The organism is Enterobacter sp. 120016, assembly GCF_018383635.1.
Lineage (GTDB): Bacteria > Pseudomonadota > Gammaproteobacteria > Enterobacterales > Enterobacteriaceae > Enterobacter > Enterobacter asburiae_D.
Window position 1 is genome coordinate 217,238 of the sequence record NZ_JAHAWC010000006.1, and the last position, 20,113, is coordinate 237,350.

18 protein-coding genes are annotated in these 20,113 nt (G+C 54.8%); 3 read left to right on the plus strand and 15 right to left on the minus strand.

Translation table 11 applies throughout. The features are described from left to right. Positions 1-157: 157 nt before the first annotated feature. Genes KIF87_RS11610 through KIF87_RS11620 form a run of 3 tightly spaced genes read right to left on the minus strand, consistent with a single transcriptional unit; the run spans position 158 to position 4,193 of the window. A complete protein-coding gene (locus tag KIF87_RS11610) occupies positions 158-1,939 on the minus strand; it encodes a SmdB family multidrug efflux ABC transporter permease/ATP-binding protein (RefSeq protein WP_213328816.1) in 1,782 nt (593 codons plus the stop codon). Further along, the gene (locus KIF87_RS11615) at positions 1,932-3,704 is read right to left on the minus strand and encodes a SmdA family multidrug ABC transporter permease/ATP-binding protein (protein ID WP_213328817.1); all 1,773 of its coding nucleotides are present in this window, start codon (positions 3,702-3,704) and stop codon (positions 1,932-1,934) included. Before KIF87_RS11615 ends, KIF87_RS11610 begins: the two co-directional genes overlap by 8 nt. A 30-nt stretch (positions 3,705-3,734) precedes the next feature. Continuing rightward, a complete protein-coding gene (locus tag KIF87_RS11620; RefSeq protein WP_029739897.1) occupies positions 3,735-4,193 on the minus strand; it encodes an Lrp/AsnC family transcriptional regulator in 459 nt (152 codons plus the stop codon). Between the two features lie 115 nt (positions 4,194-4,308). On the opposite strand from KIF87_RS11620, the gene KIF87_RS11625 reads away from it, so the two are divergent. Then, entirely contained in the window at positions 4,309-5,355 is a 1,047-nt protein-coding gene (locus KIF87_RS11625; protein WP_213328818.1) for a PLP-dependent cysteine synthase family protein, read from the plus strand. A gap of 41 nt (positions 5,356-5,396) precedes the next feature. Here the strand turns inward: KIF87_RS11625 and cof are convergent, their stop codons facing one another. Next, positions 5,397-6,215 carry an HMP-PP phosphatase gene (gene cof / locus KIF87_RS11630; protein ID WP_063144762.1) on the minus strand — a complete coding sequence of 273 codons (819 nt, stop codon included), beginning with the start codon at positions 6,213-6,215 and terminating at the stop codon, positions 5,397-5,399. A gap of 101 nt (positions 6,216-6,316) precedes the next feature. On the opposite strand from cof, the gene KIF87_RS11635 reads away from it, so the two are divergent. Further along, positions 6,317-8,017, plus strand: coding sequence for an SgrR family transcriptional regulator (locus tag KIF87_RS11635; protein ID WP_213328819.1), 1,701 nt, complete (start codon positions 6,317-6,319; stop codon positions 8,015-8,017). Between the two features lie 66 nt (positions 8,018-8,083). Then, positions 8,084-8,779 carry a 7-cyano-7-deazaguanine synthase QueC gene (gene queC / locus KIF87_RS11640; RefSeq protein WP_032646166.1) on the plus strand — a complete coding sequence of 232 codons (696 nt, stop codon included), beginning with the start codon at positions 8,084-8,086 and terminating at the stop codon, positions 8,777-8,779. Positions 8,780-8,781: 2 nt separating this feature from the next. Here queC and KIF87_RS11645 read toward each other — a convergent pair whose 3' ends face one another. The 11 genes from KIF87_RS11645 to bolA form a co-directional block, all read right to left on the minus strand. Continuing rightward, positions 8,782-9,111, minus strand: coding sequence for an addiction module antidote protein (locus tag KIF87_RS11645; protein ID WP_050511259.1), 330 nt, complete (start codon positions 9,109-9,111; stop codon positions 8,782-8,784). After that, on the minus strand, positions 9,098-9,451 hold the full coding sequence (locus KIF87_RS11650) for a type II toxin-antitoxin system RelE/ParE family toxin (protein ID WP_213328820.1): 354 nt from the start codon (positions 9,449-9,451) through the stop codon (positions 9,098-9,100). Before KIF87_RS11650 ends, KIF87_RS11645 begins: the two co-directional genes overlap by 14 nt. A 48-nt stretch (positions 9,452-9,499) precedes the next feature. Next, entirely contained in the window at positions 9,500-9,898 is a 399-nt protein-coding gene (locus tag KIF87_RS11655) for a YbgC/FadM family acyl-CoA thioesterase (RefSeq protein ID WP_024906822.1), read from the minus strand. Positions 9,899-9,997: 99 nt separating this feature from the next. Further along, the gene (locus tag KIF87_RS11660) at positions 9,998-10,378 is read right to left on the minus strand and encodes a helix-hairpin-helix domain-containing protein (RefSeq protein ID WP_213328821.1); all 381 of its coding nucleotides are present in this window, start codon (positions 10,376-10,378) and stop codon (positions 9,998-10,000) included. A gap of 148 nt (positions 10,379-10,526) precedes the next feature. Continuing rightward, positions 10,527-12,398 (minus strand): peptidylprolyl isomerase, encoded by a 1,872-nt coding sequence (gene ppiD, locus KIF87_RS11665; RefSeq protein ID WP_193940344.1) that lies wholly within the window; start codon positions 12,396-12,398, stop codon positions 10,527-10,529. A gap of 212 nt (positions 12,399-12,610) precedes the next feature. Then, on the minus strand, positions 12,611-12,883 hold the full coding sequence (hupB, locus tag KIF87_RS11670; RefSeq protein ID WP_002444653.1) for a nucleoid-associated protein HU-beta: 273 nt from the start codon (positions 12,881-12,883) through the stop codon (positions 12,611-12,613). A 210-nt stretch (positions 12,884-13,093) separates the two neighbouring features. Continuing rightward, positions 13,094-15,448, minus strand: coding sequence for an endopeptidase La (gene lon, locus KIF87_RS11675; protein ID WP_063144769.1), 2,355 nt, complete (start codon positions 15,446-15,448; stop codon positions 13,094-13,096). Between the two features lie 182 nt (positions 15,449-15,630). Then, positions 15,631-16,905 (minus strand): ATP-dependent protease ATP-binding subunit ClpX, encoded by a 1,275-nt coding sequence (gene clpX / locus KIF87_RS11680; protein WP_023334705.1) that lies wholly within the window; start codon positions 16,903-16,905, stop codon positions 15,631-15,633. A 126-nt stretch (positions 16,906-17,031) separates the two neighbouring features. Further along, positions 17,032-17,655, minus strand: a complete 624-nt coding sequence (gene clpP / locus KIF87_RS11685) for an ATP-dependent Clp endopeptidase proteolytic subunit ClpP (protein WP_010428105.1) — start codon at positions 17,653-17,655, stop codon at positions 17,032-17,034. A 260-nt stretch (positions 17,656-17,915) separates the two neighbouring features. Next, positions 17,916-19,214 carry a trigger factor gene (tig, locus tag KIF87_RS11690; protein ID WP_063144770.1) on the minus strand — a complete coding sequence of 433 codons (1,299 nt, stop codon included), beginning with the start codon at positions 19,212-19,214 and terminating at the stop codon, positions 17,916-17,918. A 330-nt stretch (positions 19,215-19,544) separates the two neighbouring features. Continuing rightward, positions 19,545-19,862 carry a transcriptional regulator BolA gene (bolA, locus tag KIF87_RS11695; RefSeq protein ID WP_021241655.1) on the minus strand — a complete coding sequence of 106 codons (318 nt, stop codon included), beginning with the start codon at positions 19,860-19,862 and terminating at the stop codon, positions 19,545-19,547. Between the last annotated feature and the right edge of the window lie 251 nt (positions 19,863-20,113).

A 20,113-nucleotide genomic window follows, 5' to 3' on the forward strand; every position in this document is an offset into this window, starting at 1 on the left:
TGCCAGAAATGAAAACGAGGGGGAACAGCGGCGCGATGAGCGTTACACGGTTCTGTTAAACGCGCAGGTGAAAAAAAACGCACCATGCCGGTGCAGGGTGCGTTTCAGTTTTGCACCAACAGGAATGACTGTTAGAGCAACGCCTCATTTTAGTGCATCAGGCGCTAAGCGACTCTTCATCGCGCACGCTGGCCGCCAGCTCTTCGCCCGCCAGCTGCAGCTGGTACATCTGCCAGTAGCGCCCTTTTGCTTCCAGCAGTTCACGGTGCGTACCGCGTTCAACGGCCTGTCCGCGATGTAGCACCAGAATGGTATCGGCATCGACGATGGTGGAAAGACGGTGGGCAATCACCACCAGCGTCGTATGGTCGCGTACCGCGTCCAGCGCCTGCTGGATGGCCTGCTCGGTGCCGGAGTCAATACTGGCGGTCGCTTCATCCAGAATCAGTATCTGCGGCGTTTCAATCAGCACCCGCGCCAGCGCCAGGAGCTGCTTTTGCCCGACGGAGAGATTGTTCCCCTGCTCGCCCAGTTTGGTATTGATCCCCTCGCTAAACCCGCGCGCCAGCTCTGCCAGCTGCACTTTTTCCAGCACGTCCCAGACCTGCTCCTGGGTGTAGTCTCGCCCCAGGGTCACGTTGGCGTAGAAGGTATCGGCCAGCACGACCGGATCCTGCTGCACCATCGCAACGCCTTTGCGTAACACCGTATGGCTAAGAGACGCGAGCGGGCGTCCGTCGAGGCGGATTTCACCTTGCGTGACCGGATAATAGCCCATCAACAGGCTGGCAAGCGTGCTCTTACCGCTGCCGGTATGCCCCACCAGCGCCACGAAACCGCGTGATGGAACGTCAAGCGTGATGTCCTGCAACACCAGCCGGTCTTCGCGATAGGCAAACGAGACGTTATCAAAGGCGATAGTCCCGCTTTGCAGAGGTCGCTCGTCATTGCCGTAGGCCTGGCGCGGCCTGTCCATCAGCTCAAACACGCGTTCACCGGCAACTACCGCCTGTTGCAGCATCGATTGCTGGGTGGTGAGCTCGATCAGCGGCTCGTTAAGGCGTCCCAGATAGCTAATAAAGGCGTACAGCACGCCCACTTCAATCGTACCGTTTGAGCTCAGGCCAAAGAGCATCAGCAGCCCGCAAAGCACCAGCGCAGAGAAAAGGCTCAGCAGCGGACGCAGCAGGAAACCGTCGAGGCGCAGCGTCTGCATACGCGCCATATAGTGCGAACGGCTGGCTTCGCCCATACGCTCGCCAAAGCGCGCCTGCTGGCGGAACTGCTGAATGACGCTCATGCCGTTGATCACTTCGTTGAAGCCATCGTTGATGTCGGCCAGGTAAGCGCGCACCCGACGCACAATCGGCGTGCTGTAGCGCTGATAGATCACCATCACGATCAGCACCGCCGGGAAGATAGCGATCGCCACCAGCGCCATCCGCCAGTTGAGGCTGAACATCGCGACCAGCATCGCGCCAATCAGCGCTGCGCTGCGCAGTACGGTTGCCACCACGGTGACGTACAGATCGCGGATCACCTCGGTATCGTTGGTCACGCGCGAAATCACCTGCCCGACCGGCTGGATATCAAACTCGCTGAGCGGCTGGCGAAGCGCCGCGTCCATCACATCCGTACGCAGCTGCTGAACAACGCCCACGGCTGCACGGTTAAACAGCAGCGACTGAGCATAGTGCAACCCTGCTGCCGTCAGCTGTAAGCCAACGTAGGCCACGCCTAAGCCCGCCACCAGCCCCAGCGGCAGATAGCTTTTGGCGACCATGTTGTCGATAAAATAGCTGATGAGGAGCGGACCGCTCACCTCAGCAATCGCCGCAATCCAGAGTAAAAGCACGGCCACGGAGAGCGGTTTACGCCACGGCGAGCCGTAGGCCAGCAGACGTTTGAGCGTCGGCCACATCGTTCCAAGCTTACGCATTGGCGGCCTCCTCATTCTGCTCCGGCGCATCGTCCAGCGCCGCCTCAAGCTGTTGATAGCGGTACATATCTCGATACCAGCCCGGCTGCTCGGCAAGCGTTTCATGCTGTCCACGCTGGGCAATGTGCCCGTGCTGCAATACCAGAATTTCGCTGGCCTCAGTGAGCGCTGACAAACGGTGGGCGCTGATAATGACCGTGCGTCCGTCGCCCCACTGGCGCAGGTTATGCAGAATTTGATGCTCGGTACGGCCGTCCACGGCGGAAAGCGCATCATCCAGGATCAGGATTTCAGCATTCAGCAGCAGGGCGCGGGCAATGGAGATACGCTGCTTTTGCCCCCCGGACAGCATGACGCCGCGTTCCCCGACTTCCGTTTCGTAACCCTGCGGCAGACGCAAAATGTCATCATGTACGCTGGCCAAACGCGCCACATGTTCAATCTCTTCCTGCGTCGCCGCAGGGCGTCCCAGGGCAATGTTGTTCGCCACCGTGTCCGAAAATAAGAACGGCGTCTGGCTGACGACCGCCAGGCGACCGCGCCACTCATCCAGCAGCAGTCTGGTCAGGGGAATATTGTGGAAGCGGATATCGCCCTCGGTGACGTCAAAGTGGCGCTGAAGCAGAGAGAGCACGGTACTTTTGCCGGATCCCGTCGGGCCGCAGATGCCCAGCATCTGCCCTGGCTGCAGGGTAAAGCTGACGTTTTCCAGTACCGGATGCTCCGTATGCGGATAGATAAACTGCCGGACGTCGACGGTCATGACGCCGCGCCCTTCCGGTACGGCTTCGCTACCGTCAATGACCACCGGCGCTTCGGCCAGCATGGCGCGAATGCGGCTATAGGCGGCGCTGCCGCGCTCAACGATGTTAAACATCCAGGCCAGCGCCAGCATCGGCCAGATCATGAGCCCCAGATACATCGCAAAGCTGGTCAATTGCCCCAGGGTCAACGAGCCCTGCACCACCATCCAGCTTCCGCCGCCAATCGCCAGCAGGTTTGCCATGCCAATCGCGATATAAATCGTCGGGTCAAACCGGGCGTCGATACGCGCGACGCGCATGTTCTTCGCTCCCGTGTCTGCCGCATCGGCGGCAAACAGCGCAGACTGTCGGTCTTCCAGGCCAAACGCTTTGATCATGCGGATGCTGGTCATGCTCTCCTGGGTGCGATCGTTCAGAGACGAAAACGCCGCCTGCGCCAGCTTAAAGCGCTCGTGCAGCTGTTCGCCATAGCGATTGATCGCCAGCGCCATGATCGGCATCGGCAGCAGGGCGAGCAGGGTCAACTGCCAGCTGATCTGCGTGGACATCACGATCAGCACCGCACAGCCCATCACCAGCGAGTCCACCAGCGTCAGCACCCCTTCCCCGGCGGCAAAGACCACGCGATCGACGTCGTTAGTCGCACGGGCGATGAGATCCCCGGTGCGATGGCGCAGATAAAATTCGGGATGCTGTCGGCTCAGCTGGCGGTAAAAATCTTCACGCAGCTCAACGGCCAGCTGATAGGACGCACCGAACAGCAGCACGCGCCAGACGTAGCGCAGCAGATAAACAATGACGGCCGTCAGCACCAGCGTGCCGACCCACATCAACACCCGTGCGGTGGTGTAATGCTGTTCGGTGACGCCATCCACGACGTATCCCACCACTTTCGGCGGGATCAGCTGCAGGATGGCAATGATAATAAGCAGGAATACTGCGCCGAGGTAGCGTTGCCACTCCCGACGAAAGTACCAGCTTAGTTGGGCAAATAATCGCACGCGGTTTGTTCCTGAAGGTATTTTACGAAGTTATTCAATAGGTAATGCTGTGGTGTATTTAATCTGTTCCATGGCGAAGCTTGAGGTGACGTCCGACAAACCCGGTACGCTGTTCACCAGCCGCTTGTAGAAATCATCATAGCGCTTCATGTCGGCCACCTGGACGCGCATCAGGTAATCGTACTCTCCGGCCATTCGCCAGAAACCGAGCACCTCGGGCATCTCCGACACCTGGGTGACGAAGCGGCAATACCAGTCGCTGCTGTGATGCTGGGTTTTTATCAGCACAAATGCCGTCAGCCCGAGCCCCAGCTTTTCGGGATCTAACAGCGCGACGCGCCCCAGAAGAATGCCGTCATCTTCCAGCTTCTTAAGGCGCTTCCAGCACGGGGTGGTGGTCAGATTAACGGCATCTGCCAGCGCCTGCAAAGAGAGGGTACAGTCATTTTGCAGCAATGAAAGGAGCTTGCGGTCAATTTTATCTAGCATACCCACCTCGCAGAGAAAAATTTTCTCCCTTCATTCTATTTTAAAGGCCAGATAGCAACAATTTTTTCTGTGCTTTTCGCTATGCTAGGCACAAAATGACAAACGGATAACGACGATGAATAGCACCTGGGTTAAACATGCGATCAGCGAAATCAATGCCGACTATCAGCGCTCGGCGGATACGCACCTGATTCGCCTTTCCCTGCCGGGATTTGACGGCATTCAGCTCTATCTGAAAGACGAAAGCACCCATCCTACCGGTAGCCTGAAGCATCGCCTGGCGCGCTCGCTGTTTTTATACGGTTTATGTAACGGCTGGATCAAAGAAGGCACCACCATCATAGAATCCTCATCCGGTTCAACGGCGGTGTCCGAAGCCTATTTTGCCCGCCTGCTGGGCCTGCCGTTTATCGCGGTGATGCCGTCCTGCACCGCAAAACGCAAAATCGAGCAGATCGAATTTTACGGCGGTCGCTGCCACTTTGTGGAAAGCGCCTGCGAAATCTACGCCGCCTCCGAAATGCTGGCCCGCGAGCTGAACGGCCACTATATGGACCAGTTCACCTTCGCCGAGCGCGCGACGGACTGGCGCGGCAATAACAACATTGCCGACAGTATTTTCCGCCAGATGACCCACGAACCGCATCCGGTTCCATCGTACATCGTCATGAGCGCCGGTACCGGCGGCACGTCAGCCACGATTGGGCGCTACATCCGCTGTCAGGGCTACGATACCCAACTGATGGTGGTTGACCCGCAGAACTCCGTGTTTCTCGACTACTGGCAAAACCGCGATGCCGGTCTGCGCAGCCCGGTGGGCAGTAAAATTGAAGGGATTGGCCGCCCGCGCGTGGAGCCCTCTTTCATCCCCGACGTTGTGGATGAGATGATGCGCGTGCCGGATGCCGCCAGCGTGGCAACGGCGCACTGGCTGGAGACGCAACTGGGCCGCAAAGTGGGCGCATCGACGGGTACCAACATGTGGGGCGCACTGCAGCTTGCCGCACGTATACGCGAAGAGGGCCGCACCGGCTCCATCGTCACGCTGCTGTGCGACAGCGGCGAGCGTTATCTTGATACCTACTACAACGCGGAGTGGGTACAGGCCAACATCGGCGATATCGCCCCGTGGAAAGCGCAGATTGCACAGCTTGTGAAATAAAAAAAAGCCAGACCGAAGTCTGGCTTGCTGGAAGGGTCTCACTATTCGGGGGAATACGGGAGGTTGTTGTTGTCCAGCCAATGCGTCAAAAAATGGGACACTGCTTCATTGCGGCAGTGGCCAATAACCGGCAGATGGGGAAGTTCTGCTTTCAGCTGCGCCATCGCATTCCCCATGATCAGACCGCGACCCACGCTACCCAGCATTTCGCGGTCGTTCATGGCGTCACCAAACGCCATGCACTCCTGCAGCGTTAAGCCCAGGTGGTCGCTCAGTACCGCCAGAGCGGAACCTTTGTTACAGCCCACCGGCAGCACTTCCAGACAATCCACCGCCGAGAAGGTCAGGTGCGCCCGGTCGCCCAGCGCCTCATTCAGTTGAATCCTTAAGCGGCACAGATCGTCATGATCGCCGCAGAAGCAGATCTTAGTTACCGCATGGGCGGGGATCCGACGCAGATCGATAAGCTGGTATTTAAAGCCGCTGTAAACATGCGCGTGCAATAATTCCGGGATTTCGCTTCCGGTAAACCAGCCCCGATCGTTAAAGACGTGGACGCTGGCCTGCGTGTCCCAGGTGCTGTGCAGCACGATATCCGCCACTTCCGGGTTAAGATCCTGTCGGTGTAGCACATCGCCTTCTACGGAGTGAATGCGCGTCCCGTTGCCGGTGATCAGAAAAGCGTCGAGTGAAAACGCCCCCAGCAAATGGCGCATTTCCAGCACATGACGCCCGGTGGCAAACGTCAGGGTGACATTACGCTCGTGCAGGCGCTTCAGCGTGTTCAGGGTTTTCTCCCCTAAACGGTGATCCGGCATTAACAGCGTACCGTCCATATCAAATGCAGCGAGCCGAGCCATGATTACTCCCGAAATGTGATGCGGTTAACTTGTGCATCAGTATCGTGTGAGATATACGGAAGTAATAGTGAATAGATGATAATTATTGTTCCGGGTTTCTTATGCGCCAGCTCAATCGACTCAACCAGTATCACCGCCTGTGGCAGCCTTCCCTGGGTGCAACGCAGCAGGTCACCATCGGCGAGCTTGCCGCCCGCTGTTTTTGCAGCGAGCGGCATGTCCGAACGCTGCTGCGTCAGGCCCAGGAGGCGGGCTGGCTGAGCTGGCGAGCGCAGTCTGGCCGCGGTAAGCGGGGTGAGCTGACGTTCCATGTCGCGCCGGAGTCACTGCGCAATGCGATGATGGAGGAGGCGCTAAAGAGCGGGCAGCAGCATAACGCGCTGGAACTGGCCCAGCTTGCCCCCGCAGAATTACGATCGTTGCTGCATCCGTTTTTGGGCGGGCAGTGGCAAAACGACACGCCGACGCTGCGCATCCCCTATTACCGCTCGCTGGATCCGCTTCAGCCCGGTTTTTTACCTGGCCGGGCGGAGCAGCATCTGGCGGGACAGGTTTTCTCAGGTTTAACGCGTTTTCACGGCAACAGCAGTGAACCCACGGGCGATCTCGCTCATCACTGGGAAGTGTCGAAGGACGGTTTGCGCTGGCATTTCTACATTCGCTCCACTCTGCACTGGCATAACGGCGATAAAATCGAAACCGGACAGCTTCAGCAAAGCCTGGATGCGCTTTTCGCCTTGCCTGCCCTGCGTAAACTGTTCCAGAGCGTTCTTCGCGTTGACGTTACCCATCCTCAGTGTCTGACCTTTACGCTGCACCAGCCGGATTACTGGCTGGCGCACCGCCTGGCCACCTACTGTAGTCGGCTCGCACATCCCGAACAGCCCATGACGGGCAGCGGCCCCTTCAGAGTCAGCGTGTATGAGCCGGATCTGGTTCGTCTGGAAAGCCACGAACAGTACCATCTCAGCCATCCGCTGCTTAAGGCTATTGAGTACTGGATCACACCGTCGCTGTTTGACTATGGGTTAGGGACCAGCTGTCGCCATCCGGTGCAGATCGCCATTGGCGAGCCGGATGAACTGGAGAGTCTGCGCCTGGTGACGAACAGCACCAGCCTGGGCTTTTGTTATCTCACCCTGAAGCAAAGCCCGCGCCTGAGCGAAATGCAGGCTCGGCGACTCATCAACATCATTCATCTCTCGACGCTTCTGCATACGCTTCCGCTCAATGAAGGGCTGATTACCCCGACAGAGGAGTTGCTCCCCGGCTGGGCGATCCCTCAGTGGTCGGATTTAACACATGTCCCTCTGCCGAAGAAATTAACCCTGATTTATCATTTACCGGTTGAGTTACACACGATGGCGCGCCAGCTAAAAGAGTACCTTGCAAAACACGACTGCGAGCTTACGGCGATCTTTTACGATGCGAAAACCTGGGACGGGTGCCACCAACTGGCGGAAGCGGACATCATGATGGGCGACAGGCTGATTGGCGAAGCGCCGGAATATACGCTTGAACAGTGGCTGCGCTGTGATGCCCTCTGGCCACACGTGCTTAGCGCACCGCAATATGCTCATCTGCAGGCCACCCTGGATGCGGTACAGACCCAGGCCGACGAACAGGCCAGACGTGCCGGGCTAAGGGCCATTTTCTCCCGGCTCATGGAAAAGGCGGTGATAACGCCGCTGTTCAATTATCAATACCAGGTCAGCGCCCCGCCGGGGGTCAACGGTATAAGTCTCAACACCCGCGGCTGGTTTGACTTTACCGAAGCCTGGCTGCCCGCCCCTAAATCGTGAAGAAGCTGGTCGCCGTCGTGGTCAAACGGTAACATAACGCTTTTACCGTAACAGTCGAGATGATTTATGAAACGTGCCGTCGTCGTGTTCAGCGGAGGACAAGACTCTACTACCTGCCTGGTCCAGGCCCTTCATCAGTACGATGAAGTTCACTGTGTCACTTTCGATTATGGTCAGCGTCACCGCGCTGAAATCGACGTTGCCCGTGAACTTGCCCTGAAACTGGGCGCACGCGCGCACAAGGTGCTGGACGTTACGCTGTTAAATGAACTGGCCGTGAGCAGCCTCACCCGGGACAGTATCCCGGTACCTGACTACGAACCCGATGCCAGCGGCATTCCGAATACCTTCGTGCCGGGCCGTAATATCCTCTTCCTGACCCTGACGGCGATCTACGCCTACCAGGTAAAGGCCGAAGCGGTGATCACGGGCGTGTGCGAGACCGACTTCTCCGGCTACCCGGACTGTCGCGATGAGTTCGTGAAAGCGTTAAACCACGCCGTCAATCTGGGAATGGCGAAAGAGACGCGCTTTGAAACCCCGCTCATGTGGCTGGATAAAGCCGAAACCTGGGCGCTGGCGGACTACTGGGGCAAGCTGGACCTTGTTCGCAGCGAAACGCTCACCTGCTATAACGGTATCAAAGGCGACGGTTGCGGCCAGTGCGCGGCCTGTAATCTTCGCGCTAACGGGCTGAACCATTATCTCGCCGATAAAGTTGGCGTGATGGCCGCAATGCAGAAAAAGACCGGGCTTAAATAAGGCTACTTGACCGTGCTGTCGAACAGTTTCACACCGGCAGCACGGGTGACTTTCATCAGCGTTGTCAGCGTTGGGTTGCCGTTGTCTGATAAGGTTCGGTATAGCTGCTGACGGGACAGACCTGCTTTGGTAGAAATTTCTCCGATACCGCCTCGCGCTTCGATGACCTGACGGAGTGCAATGAGATAGGCAGGGATCCCCTGGTCTTCATAGATCTCTTCCAGGGCTGTCTGGAGATAACGCTGAGCGTAGGAAGGATTCTCTCGCAGCATTTTCACAACAGCATCATGGTGGCTAACGGAGCTCGAATATTTTCGTTCAGCGGCGCTCATTGGAATGTCCTTTTGTTTGATGATCTTTCCAGTAATCTATTGCCAGTTTGATATCTGCTTTTTGGCTCTTTTTGTCACCACCTATCAGTAACAATAAAACCTGCCGATTCTCTACTGAAAAATAGATTCTGTAGCCGGGGCCACTGTCGACTCGCATCTCCCAAACACCTTCCCTGAGATACCTGTAATCGCCAAAATTAAGTTTTATCGCACGGTTAATCCGCATAAGGATCCGGAAAACCATATCCGGATCCTTTCGATTCATTCTGGCAACCCACTCCTCAAACGGTACTTTCCCGTCACGGGTCCGGTAACGTTCAACAACGTAGTCCCTGTCCATAATTCTATCCCTGAAAAATCCTTTTGTCTTTTATAAAAGACAAACTTTCTAAGCGATCATCAACTCCAGCTTTTCCCGCAGCTCCCCTTCCAGCGGCAGCGCTTTCTGCGTTTTCAGATCGATACAGACAAAGGTGATCAGCGCATCAGCCACTACCTGCCCTTCTGGATCAAGCGTCACCACCTGGCTTAACACCCCGCTTTTGCCATTGATCTGTTGCACCTGGCTGGTCACCGTGAGTACATCGCCCAGCACGGCCGGACGGCGGTAGTTGATGTTGATATTGACGACCACGAACGCGATGTTGTGCGCGGTCAGCCACTGAAAGCTTTCGCTGTTTTCCAGCCCGTCCCAGCGCGCTTCTTCAAGAAACTCAAGATAGCGAGCGTTATTCACATGCTGGTAAACGTCGAGATGAAAACCGCGTACTTTGATTTTTGTCTGCATAGCGCAATAGCCTTTACTGTTATTTTAGGATGAGAGGTCATAACTGGTATGACCTCTTTATCCTGGCAAAATTTTGCCGCAGTGCAAGAAATTGCGTAATTACAACGTCAGGTGTGAGAGGTTGCGCTCAACCAGCGCGCTGCCCATGCCCGGCACCTGTTTGAGATCGTCGACTGTCTTGAAAGGACCATACTCTTCGCGATAGCTGACGATGGCCTGCGCTTTTTTCAAGCCGACACCATTCATCGCGCGAGCCAGATCTTCCGCAGAGGCCGAATTGATACTGACCCGCGTACCGTCATCATCCGCATTTTTACCGGCGTCAGCCGCTTTGGTTTGCCCTTGCACCGGCGCTGCCGCATCGGACTTGCTCTGCGTAGCCTGTGCTTTGGCGGCGGGCGTCGCCGCCAGCGCGCCCGCGCTCATCCCGGTGGTGGCAATAGCCAGCGTAATTAACAGTGCTTTGATTCCACATTTCATGCTGTTATCTCCTTGTTTGTTGACAGCCAGGTCACGATAGCCGCCAGATAAACTCGGTACAAACAGCAGATTGCAGATATGGAAAAGGCCGCGAAAGCGGCCTTTAGTTTTTGCAGAGCGTTACGAAAATCTGCGAGCAGACACGTAATTACTGCTGCTGAGTCATCACATCACCCAGCTTGATTTTGGCTTCTTTACGCAGGTTGCTCATCATGGCTTCGAAGGCAATCTGAGCATTGTTCTGGGTAATCCCCTGAACCATCGCTTTCTTCTGCGCTTCTGGCAGGGTACCGGCTTTCACTTCATCCAGCGCCAGCAGAACGACGTTGCCCTGCGTATCGGTGGTGGTACCGAAGCTTGGCTTGTCCTTCGCAGGCAGAGTCAGACCAAACGCGGCCTGGCTGATTGGGTCCTGCCCGGTACGGCTCAGCGTTTTCGCTTCACCGAAGCTCAGGCCAGCCGCTTTCAGCGCGTCTTCTTTACCCGCTTTCAGATCGGACAGAATCTTCTCAGCATCCAGTTTCGCCTGCTGTTCCGCTTTGTTGTGCTTAACCTGAGCGACAACCTGATCCTTCACTTCCGCCAGCGGTTTGACCGCTTCTGGCTTGTGCTCGCTGACGCGCAACACAAACGCACGATCGCCGTCGACGGTAATGATGTCAGAGTTACTGCCCGGCGTGCCGTTCTCGCCCACCAGACCGCCGTTGAAGATAGCATCAGAAACCGGTTTGAAGTTCAGCTCTTCCGGCAGGTTGTCACGACCAAACCAGCCCGTCTCAACCGCCTTCACACCCGCCGCCTGCTCTGCACCAGCCAGAGATTCGTTATCGTTGCTAGCAGCATCGCTCACCTTCTGCTGCAGCGCGTAGTAGGCATCCAGCGCTTTTTCCTGTTTCACTTTCGCCGCGATATCTTCGCGAACGTCAGCCAGCGGCTTGGTTTTCGCCGCGGTGATGTCGTCCAGACGCACAACCAGGAAACCAACGGAAGACTTAATGACGCCTGAAAGCTGGCCTTTCTCTTTCAGACCGGCGTTTTTCAGCTCGTCCGGCGTGGTCGCGTCTTCAAGCCAGCCCATATCACCGCCGTTTTTCGCAGAGATAATGTCGGTGGATTTCGCTTTCGCAACGGTCGCGAAATCAGCGCCTTTGTTCAGCTCATCCAGCGCCGCTTTAGCATCAGCCTCGGTCTTCGTCTGAATCACGCTGTAGCGGTTACGCTGCGGCTGAGTAAACTGATCCTGATGCTGGTCGTAGTAAGACTGGATTTCCGCATCAGACGCAGTTTCCTGCAGCGCGGCTGCATCCAGCTTGATGTAGCTCACGCGGAACTGCTCTGGAGAAACAAAGGAATTCTTGTTCTGCTCGTAGTAAGCGTTAACGTCAGCGTCGCTCACCTGCTGTTTCGCCGCCAGGGCGTTCACATCAATGGTCGCTTCGCGTACAACGCGCTGCTGCGCCACCAGCGCGGCCAGTTCGTCCGTTTCACCTTTGAGCATGAAATCGGTGCCCACAACGGCATTGATGAGCTGCTGGGTGGTCAGCTGGTTACGCAGCGCCTGAGCGTACTGATCGGCCGTCATCCCCATCTGGTTGACGATACTGTTGTAACGCGCGTTGTCGAATTTACCGTTAGACTGGAAGGCCTGGGTGGAGAAGATGGCTTTTTTCACCTGCTCATCACTGATGCCAAGGCCCAGTTTTTTGGCGTACTGATCGAGCAGCGCTTCGTCGATGAGACGGTTCAGTGTCTGTTGGCGCAGGGTCTTCATGTACCCTTCGTTCGCTGCCAGTTCAGAGAATTGGTCGCCCAGCTGTTGCTGCATACGGTTACGTTCACCGGCAAAAGCATTCTCGAACTGACCACGGCTGATTTCCTGGCCATTCACTTTTGCGGCATAGTTTGCGCCACCGCCAATAAGGTAACTGCTCACGCCGGTCAATATGAACGACACGATAATGATACCGAAAATAATCTTGAGCACGAGACTGTTAGCAGCCGTGCGTAAGCTGTCCATCATGGTGTAACAACACTCCGCTGTAGGTGACTGGTTACCTGACGCTGACGGAAAATCCTGCCCGTCGCGCGTGAAGGCGTATTGTGACAAGAAAACGGGGCGATTGTCAGCCCACAACTCGCATAAACTCGCACAAATCAGGTCTGGACAAACAAAAAAGGCACATCAAATGATGCGCCCTTGTACTTTCCGGCTTCCCTGAAACGGGAAAGCAATCAGTTTACTGCGTCTTTCAGCGCTTTACCTGCACGGAAACCCGGCACTTTAGCAGCAGCAATGGTGATCTCTTTACCGGTCTGAGGGTTGCGGCCAGTACGGGCAGCACGCTCTTTAACAGCAAAAGTACCGAAGCCTACCAGTGCAACGTCGTCCCCAGCCTGCAGAGATTCAGTAACAGAAGCAATTAATGCATCTAACGCACGTCCAGCTGCAGCTTTAGAAATATCAGCACCAGCAGCAATTTTGTCAATCAGTTGAGATTTATTCACTGTTCTCTTCCTCTCTTTATAATTTATATCGCGCCTGAATCCTTCACAACGCGACCGCGCAGCAGTTATATCAGGCCTGCCATGACCTTACAACACCCGTTGTTGATGGCTGACCTAATCAGCAATCTAAATTAGCTATACAAAAAAAGGCTGGCAAGTGCGAAATGACTTACCAGCCTTGTTTTTATTGACGCTCTTTGCGCGAGGTCACTATTTTGCGGTTACAACCTGCATTCCGGAGGGTTCATTCTGCAATGCGAGACTGAGAACTTCCTCAATTCGCTTCACAGGATGGATCTGCAGATCGGCAATCACGTTGTCCGGAATCTCTTCCAGATCGCGTTTATTTTCGTAAGGGATCAATACGGTTTTGATCCCCCCGCGGTGTGCCGCCAGCAGTTTTTCTTTTAAACCACCAATCGGCAGAACCTGGCCACGCAGCGTGATTTCACCGGTCATAGCCACATCGGCACGCACCGGGTTCCCTGTCAGGCAGGAAACCAGAGCGGTACACATGGCAATACCCGCGCTTGGGCCATCTTTCGGCGTCGCCCCTTCCGGAACGTGCACGTGGATGTCGCGTTTTTCGTAGAAATCAGTGTTGATACCCAGTTTCTCCGCGCGCGCGCGCACCACGGTCAGCGCCGCCTGGATGGATTCCTGCATCACTTCACCCAGCGAGCCGGTGTAGGTCAGCTTGCCTTTGCCCGGCACACAGGCGGTTTCGATGGTCAGCAGATCGCCGCCCACTTCCGTCCATGCCAGGCCAGTCACCTGACCAACGCGGTTTTCGTTGTCCGCGCGACCGTAGTCAAAGCGCTGAACGCCCAGGTACGCATGCAGATTGTCGCCGTTAATCACAATGTGTTTCAGGCTCTTATCCAGCAGCAGCTGTTTCACCGCTTTACGACACAGTTTGGAGATTTCACGCTCAAGGCTACGCACGCCCGCTTCACGGGTGTAGTAGCGAATGATGCCGATAATCGCGCTGTCCTCGACGGTCAGCTCGTTGGCTTTCAGCGCGTTACGCTCAATCTGTTTCGGCAGCAGGTGCTGCTTAGCGATGTTCAGCTTCTCATCTTCGGTATAACCGGAGAGACGGATCACTTCCATACGGTCCAGCAGCGGGGCCGGAATGTTCATGGAGTTGGAGGTCGCCACGAACATCACATCGCTCAGGTCGTAGTCCACTTCCAGGTAGTGATCGCTGAACGCCACGTTCTGTTCTGGATCAAGCACTTCCAGCAGTGCAGACGCAGGGTCGCCACGCATGTCCGACGACATCTTGTCGATCTCATCAAGCAGGAACAGCGGGTTTTTAACCCCCACCTTCGCCATCTTCTGGATCAGTTTACCCGGCATAGAACCGATGTAGGTACGGCGGTGACCGCGGATTTCCGCTTCATCGCGTACGCCACCCAGCGCCATACGGATATACTTGCGTCCGGTCGCTTTGGCGATGGACTGACCCAGAGAGGTTTTACCCACCCCCGGCGGTCCTACCAGGCACAGAATTGGGCCTTTGATTTTGTTTACACGGCTTTGTACCGCGAGGTACTCAAGAATGCGATCTTTCACGCGTTCCAGGCCGTAGTGGTCGGTATCCAGGATTTCCTGCGCCTGACGCAGGTCTTTTTTGACCTTGCTGCGGGCGTTCCACGGAACCTGCACCATCCACTCAATGTAGCCGCGTACAACGGTCGCTTCAGCCGACATTGGAGACATCATTTTCAGCTTCTGCAGTTCTGCTTCGGCTTTCTCTTTCGCCTCTTTCGGCATCTTCGCCGCGTCGATCTTACGCTTCAGCGCTTCGTTTTCGTCCGGCGCATCGTCCATCTCGCCCAGTTCTTTCTGAATGGCCTTCATTTGCTCATTCAGATAGTACTCACGCTGAGATTTCTCCATCTGCTTTTTCACGCGGTTGCGAATACGCTTCTCAACCTGCAGCAGATCGATTTCAGACTCCATCATCGCCATCAGGTATTCCAGACGTTCGTTAACGTCGGACATTTCCAGCACGGACTGTTTGTCAGCCAGCTTCAGCGGCATATGTGCAGCGATGGTGTCCGCCAGACGCGCAGGATCGTCGATGCTGTTCAGCGACGTCAGCACTTCTGGTGGGATTTTCTTGTTCAGCTTGATATAGCCTTCAAACTGGCTAATCGCGGTGCGCACCAGCACTTCCTGCTCGCGCTCATCAAGCTCAGGCGAATCAAGGTACTCTGCCTTCGCAGAGAAGTGCTCGCCATCGTCTGACAGAGTGGTAATACGCGCACGCTGCAGGCCTTCTACCAGCACCTTCACGGTGCCGTCAGGCAGCTTCAGCATCTGCAAAATAGAGGCCACGGTCCCGACGGTGAAAAGATCGTTTACACCCGGCTCATCCGTTGATGCTTCTTTCTGCGCCACCAGCATGATTTTTTTATCATGATCCATGGCGGCTTCGAGGCAACGGATAGATTTTTCCCGCCCTACAAATAAGGGTATGACCATGTGCGGATAAACCACCACATCGCGCAACGGCAATACGGGGATTTCAATGCGTTCAGAACGCTCAGGATTCATAGAGCTCTCTCTTAGTTAGTGTCCGCCAGGTAAGCTGGTCATGTCGCTGTGCTTCACATAACCATTAACATGTATCCAGTATATGGGGATGTTTGCCACACATTCAACGCTATGAATACGGAAAAAGTAAAGGGGAGATAAAATCCCCCCTTTTTGATTAACTGCTTGTATGATTTGGTGAATTATTCGCCAGATGCCTGCTGTGCTTCCGGTTTGCCGTAAATCAGCAGCGGCTTGGTTTGGCCGCTAATGACGGACTCGTCAATCACCACTTTTTCAACGTCTTCCATCGATGGCAGATCGTACATGGTGTCGAGCAGTGCCGCTTCAACAATTGAACGCAGACCACGGGCACCGGTTTTACGGATCATCGCTTTCTTGGCAATGGCATCCAGCGCTTCGTCGCGGAATTCCAGATCAACGCCTTCCAGATTGAACAGCGCCTGATACTGCTTGGTCAGCGCATTTTTCGGCTCTTTCAGGATCTGGATCAGCGCGTCTTCGCTCAGCTCGTTCAGCGTTGCCACAACCGGCAGACGGCCGATGAATTCAGGGATCAGACCGAATTTGATCAGATCTTCCGGTTCAACCTGAGACAGCAGTTCGCCTTCGTTCGGTTTTTCAGACGTTGCTTTCACCGTTGCGCCAAAACCAATGCCGGAGCCGGTTTCAACACGGTGGGAGATCACTTTGTCCAGACCAGCAAACGCACCACCACAGATGAACAGGATCTTGGAGGTATCAACCTGCAGGAACTCCTGCTGCGGATGTTTACGACCACCCTGTGGCGGAACCGCGGCAACCGTACCTTCGATCAGCTTCAGCAGTGCCTGCTGTACGCCTTCACCCGATACGTCACGGGTAATGGACGGGTTGTCTGATTTACGGGAGATCTTGTCGATCTCATCGATGTAAACAATCCCGCGCTGGGCTTTCTGTACGTCGTAATCGCACTTCTGCAGCAGTTTCTGGATGATGTTTTCGACGTCCTCACCCACATAACCGGCCTCGGTCAGGGTGGTGGCATCCGCCATCGTGAACGGAACATCAAGCAGGCGCGCCAGGGTTTCAGCCAGCAGCGTTTTACCGGAACCGGTTGGGCCGATAAGCAGAATGTTACTTTTACCCAGTTCTACGCCATTGCTGGTGTCGCCGTTACGCAGACGTTTGTAGTGGTTATAGACCGCTACCGCCAGCACTTTCTTGGCCTGCTCCTGTCCGATGACGTAGTCGTCAAGGTGATGACGAATTTCATGCGGCGTTGGCAGCGCGCTGCGCTCACGGTGCGGTGCGACTTCTTTAATCTCTTCGCGAATGATGTCGTTACATAAATCGACACATTCGTCGCAGATATACACGGACGGCCCGGCAATCAGTTTACGCACTTCATGCTGGCTTTTGCCGCAAAAAGAGCAGTACAGCAGTTTGCCCGAACCATCTTTGCGTTTATCTGTCATGAGTCCAAACCTCTTTTTAAGTTCTTTGTGCCGCACATGACGACGCAAATGCCATTCTAAGACGCAAGCTGCAATAAGCAGCGTGCCGCCCTACCTTAGTATAGCGGCACACTCGCGTCGCGGGCATCAATTACGATGGGTCAACACGGAGTCGACTAAGCCGTACTCAACTGCCTCTGGAGCAGAGAGGAAGCGATCGCGCTCGGTATCGCGCTCGATCTGCTCGAGTGGTTGACCCGTATGCTGCGCCATAAGTTCATTCATGCGCGCTTTTACTTTCAGAATTTCGCGGGCGTGGATTTCGATATCCGTCGCCTGCCCCTGGTAACCGCCCAGCGGCTGGTGAATCATCACGCGGGAATTTGGCAAGCAGAAACGCTTACCTTTCGCCCCTGCTGTTAACAGGAACGCGCCCATCGATGCAGCCTGACCCATACAGATAGTGCTTACATCTGGCTTGATGAATTGCATGGTGTCATAAATGGACATCCCTGCTGTAATCACGCCACCCGGGGAGTTGATGTACAGGTAAATGTCTTTTTCCGGGTTTTCCGCTTCCAGAAACAGCATCTGCGCCACGATCAGGTTAGCCATGTGGTCTTCCACCTGGCCGGTCAGAAAGATAACGCGTTCCTTGAGCAGACGGGAATAGATATCAAAAGAACGCTCACCACGTGAGGTCTGTTCAATAACCATTGGCACCAGAGCCATATGGGGTGCAAAGTTATCTCGTTCGCCACTGTATGACATTTCCGTCTCCTGGATCAAAATTGAAAACACCTGCTGTACTGATTGTAACCTTACGGACGGATTATCAGCCAGTCTCATTCATCGTGATTACGTACTTATGGGGTTTACAGTGCCCTATTTCAAGCATAACAACCTTTTGTTGTTACGCTAACACCGAAAGGGCGTTTTAGCACTCTTCCTGGGCTATCGCTGTGATAAAAAAAACCCGCTGCCGCAAGGCAACGGGTTTTCTGTTCAAACTTTAAACCTTTGGGGCGAAATTACGCCTGCTGGTTCATCAGTTCGTTGAAAGAGGTCGCTTTTTCGGTCACTTTCGCTTTCGCCAGTACCGCTTCAACAGCCTGCTCTTCCAGGGCAACGTTGCGCATGTTGTCCATCAGCTCTTTGTTCTTACCGTAGAACTCAACAACTTCTGATGGATCTTCGTATGCAGAAGCCATCTCTTCGATCAGGCCTTTCACACGCTCTTCGTCAGCTTTCAGCTCGTGGGTACGAATCACTTCGCCCAGCAGCAGGCCAACAACAACGCGGCGTTTCGCTTGCTCTTCGAACAGCTCGCGTGGCAGTTCCATCGCTTGCTGCTGGTTGCCACCGAAACGCTGTGCAGCCTGACGGCGCAGAACGTCGATTTCGCTGTCGATCAGAGCAGCTGGAACGTCGATTTCGTTGGCTTTCACCAGACCTTCGATCGCCTGAGATTTCACACGGTTACGCACCGCGCCGTTCAGTTCGCGTTCCATGTTCTTACGCACTTCGGTACGCAGACCCGCTACGGAACCATCTTCCACGCCGAAACGCTTGATGAATTCTTCAGTCAGTTCTGGCAGTTCGCGCTCTTCAACTTTCTTCAGGTTGATAGCGAACTTCGCTGCTTTCCCTTTCAGGTTTTCAGCGTGGTACTCTTCCGGGAAGGTCACGTCGATGGTGAACTCTTCGCCAGCCTTGTGGCCTTTGATACCGTCTTCGAAGCCTGGGATCATACGACCCTGGCCCATAGCCAGTACGAAGTCAGACGCTTTGCCGCCTTCGAACTCTTCGCCGTCTACAGAACCGGTGAAGTCGATGGTGACACGGTCTTCAGCGTCAACAGCGCCTTCTTTCTCTTTCCAGTTCGCCTGCTGCTTGCGCAGGGTATCCAGCATGCCGTCAACGTCTTCGTCAGTCACGGAAACAACTGGTTTTTCAACTTCGATAGATTCCAGACCTTTCAGCTCAACTTCCGGGTACACTTCGAACTCTACGGAGTAGGTGAAGTCTTCGCCCAGTTTGTATTCGCCTGGAACGTAGTTCGGCGCGCCGGCCGGATTGATTTTTTCTTTGATGATCGCATCAATAAAGTTACGGCTCATCAGTTCACCCAGCACATCCTGACGCACGGAAGCGCCATAACGCTGAGCAACAACATTCATTGGTACTTTGCCCTTGCGGAAGCCGTCAATACGTACTTTTTTTGCTACGTTGACCAGCTCGCTTTTCACAGCAGTTTCGATGCTGTCAGCAGCGATAGTAATCGTTACACGGCGGCCAAGGCCTTGAGTGGTTTCAACTGAAACTTGCATCTTGTTACCTCAAAAAAATCACAGTGCTCGGTCAACTCTGAATCTGTCTGTTATACCGGGATGCTCTCTTAGTGCAGATTCACATTCCCTGTCGCCAGAATCATCCCGAAGACATTCAATAAGACGCGGCATTATAGCGGCATCACTTAGGTGAGTCGAGAACGGTTGGGGCATGTTGCTGCGGCTTTTTTCACACTTTAAGGCTATTTTTAGCCTTAAAATCGCACCATCCGCTCAAAACTCAGACAAAACAAAACGGCCCGGAGGCCGTTTTGAGGAAATCTGTAAGCAACATACTGGAAAAGCTCCAGCCGTTGCAAATCCGATTTATCAGGCGATAGTGCCTGCACCGCGACAGGGCGGCGATGCGAAAACCGTATCCTGCAAGCCTTCCCATTCCTTAATGGTGTAGGTATGCAGTGCCAGCGCATGCACGGTCGTGGAGAGCTCTTCCGTCAAGGTGCTGTAGATCAAGCGGTGTCGATTCAGGAAACGTTCTCCCGTGAAGCGATCGCTAACCAGAACCACTTTAAAGTGGCTTTCAGAACCTGCCGGCACGTTATGACGATAGCTTTCGTCGACGACTTCGAGGAACACAGGGTTGAACGCTGCCCTTAATTTATCTTCTATATGCTCACGTATCATCATGAAATTACTCCTCCGACAACGCCAGGATGTCACCCACCCCTTTAAATGTTAGCCGCTTTTACCGTTTCCATTACACCTTGACAACAAATATTTAGCTTTCGTCTGATTTTCTCATTCAAACGAATGAAGTTCACTGTGAGACTCATACGTTTTGTCATACACGGATTGGGAAAAACGGTGAACTGGTCAGTTTTCGGACAAGGCGATGAATTTACATGCGTTGACCACTTCCCCTCGCCGTTGGCGATGTT

Bases quoted from the DNA above. Each gene is read 5' to 3' on its own strand.
- KIF87_RS11635 (WP_213328819.1), top strand. From the start codon at position 6,317: ATGCGCCAGCTCAATCGACTCAACCAGTATCACCGCCTGTGGCAGCCT.
- bolA (WP_021241655.1), bottom strand. From the start codon at position 19,862: ATGATGATACGTGAGCATATAGAAGATAAATTAAGGGCAGCGTTCAAC.
- ppiD (WP_193940344.1), bottom strand. From the start codon at position 12,398: ATGATGGACAGCTTACGCACGGCTGCTAACAGTCTCGTGCTCAAGATT.
- KIF87_RS11650 (WP_213328820.1), bottom strand. From the start codon at position 9,451: ATGGACAGGGACTACGTTGTTGAACGTTACCGGACCCGTGACGGGAAA.
- cof (WP_063144762.1), bottom strand. From the start codon at position 6,215: ATGGCTCGGCTCGCTGCATTTGATATGGACGGTACGCTGTTAATGCCG.
- KIF87_RS11655 (WP_024906822.1), bottom strand. From the start codon at position 9,898: ATGCAGACAAAAATCAAAGTACGCGGTTTTCATCTCGACGTTTACCAG.
- KIF87_RS11645 (WP_050511259.1), bottom strand. From the start codon at position 9,111: ATGAGCGCCGCTGAACGAAAATATTCGAGCTCCGTTAGCCACCATGAT.
- queC (WP_032646166.1), top strand. From the start codon at position 8,084: ATGAAACGTGCCGTCGTCGTGTTCAGCGGAGGACAAGACTCTACTACC.
- KIF87_RS11620 (WP_029739897.1), bottom strand. From the start codon at position 4,193: ATGCTAGATAAAATTGACCGCAAGCTCCTTTCATTGCTGCAAAATGAC.
- KIF87_RS11660 (WP_213328821.1), bottom strand. From the start codon at position 10,378: ATGAAATGTGGAATCAAAGCACTGTTAATTACGCTGGCTATTGCCACC.
- KIF87_RS11625 (WP_213328818.1), top strand. From the start codon at position 4,309: ATGAATAGCACCTGGGTTAAACATGCGATCAGCGAAATCAATGCCGAC.
- clpX (WP_023334705.1), bottom strand. From the start codon at position 16,905: ATGACAGATAAACGCAAAGATGGTTCGGGCAAACTGCTGTACTGCTCT.
- clpP (WP_010428105.1), bottom strand. From the start codon at position 17,655: ATGTCATACAGTGGCGAACGAGATAACTTTGCACCCCATATGGCTCTG.
- KIF87_RS11610 (WP_213328816.1), bottom strand. From the start codon at position 1,939: ATGCGTAAGCTTGGAACGATGTGGCCGACGCTCAAACGTCTGCTGGCC.
- tig (WP_063144770.1), bottom strand. From the start codon at position 19,214: ATGCAAGTTTCAGTTGAAACCACTCAAGGCCTTGGCCGCCGTGTAACG.
- lon (WP_063144769.1), bottom strand. From the start codon at position 15,448: ATGAATCCTGAGCGTTCTGAACGCATTGAAATCCCCGTATTGCCGTTG.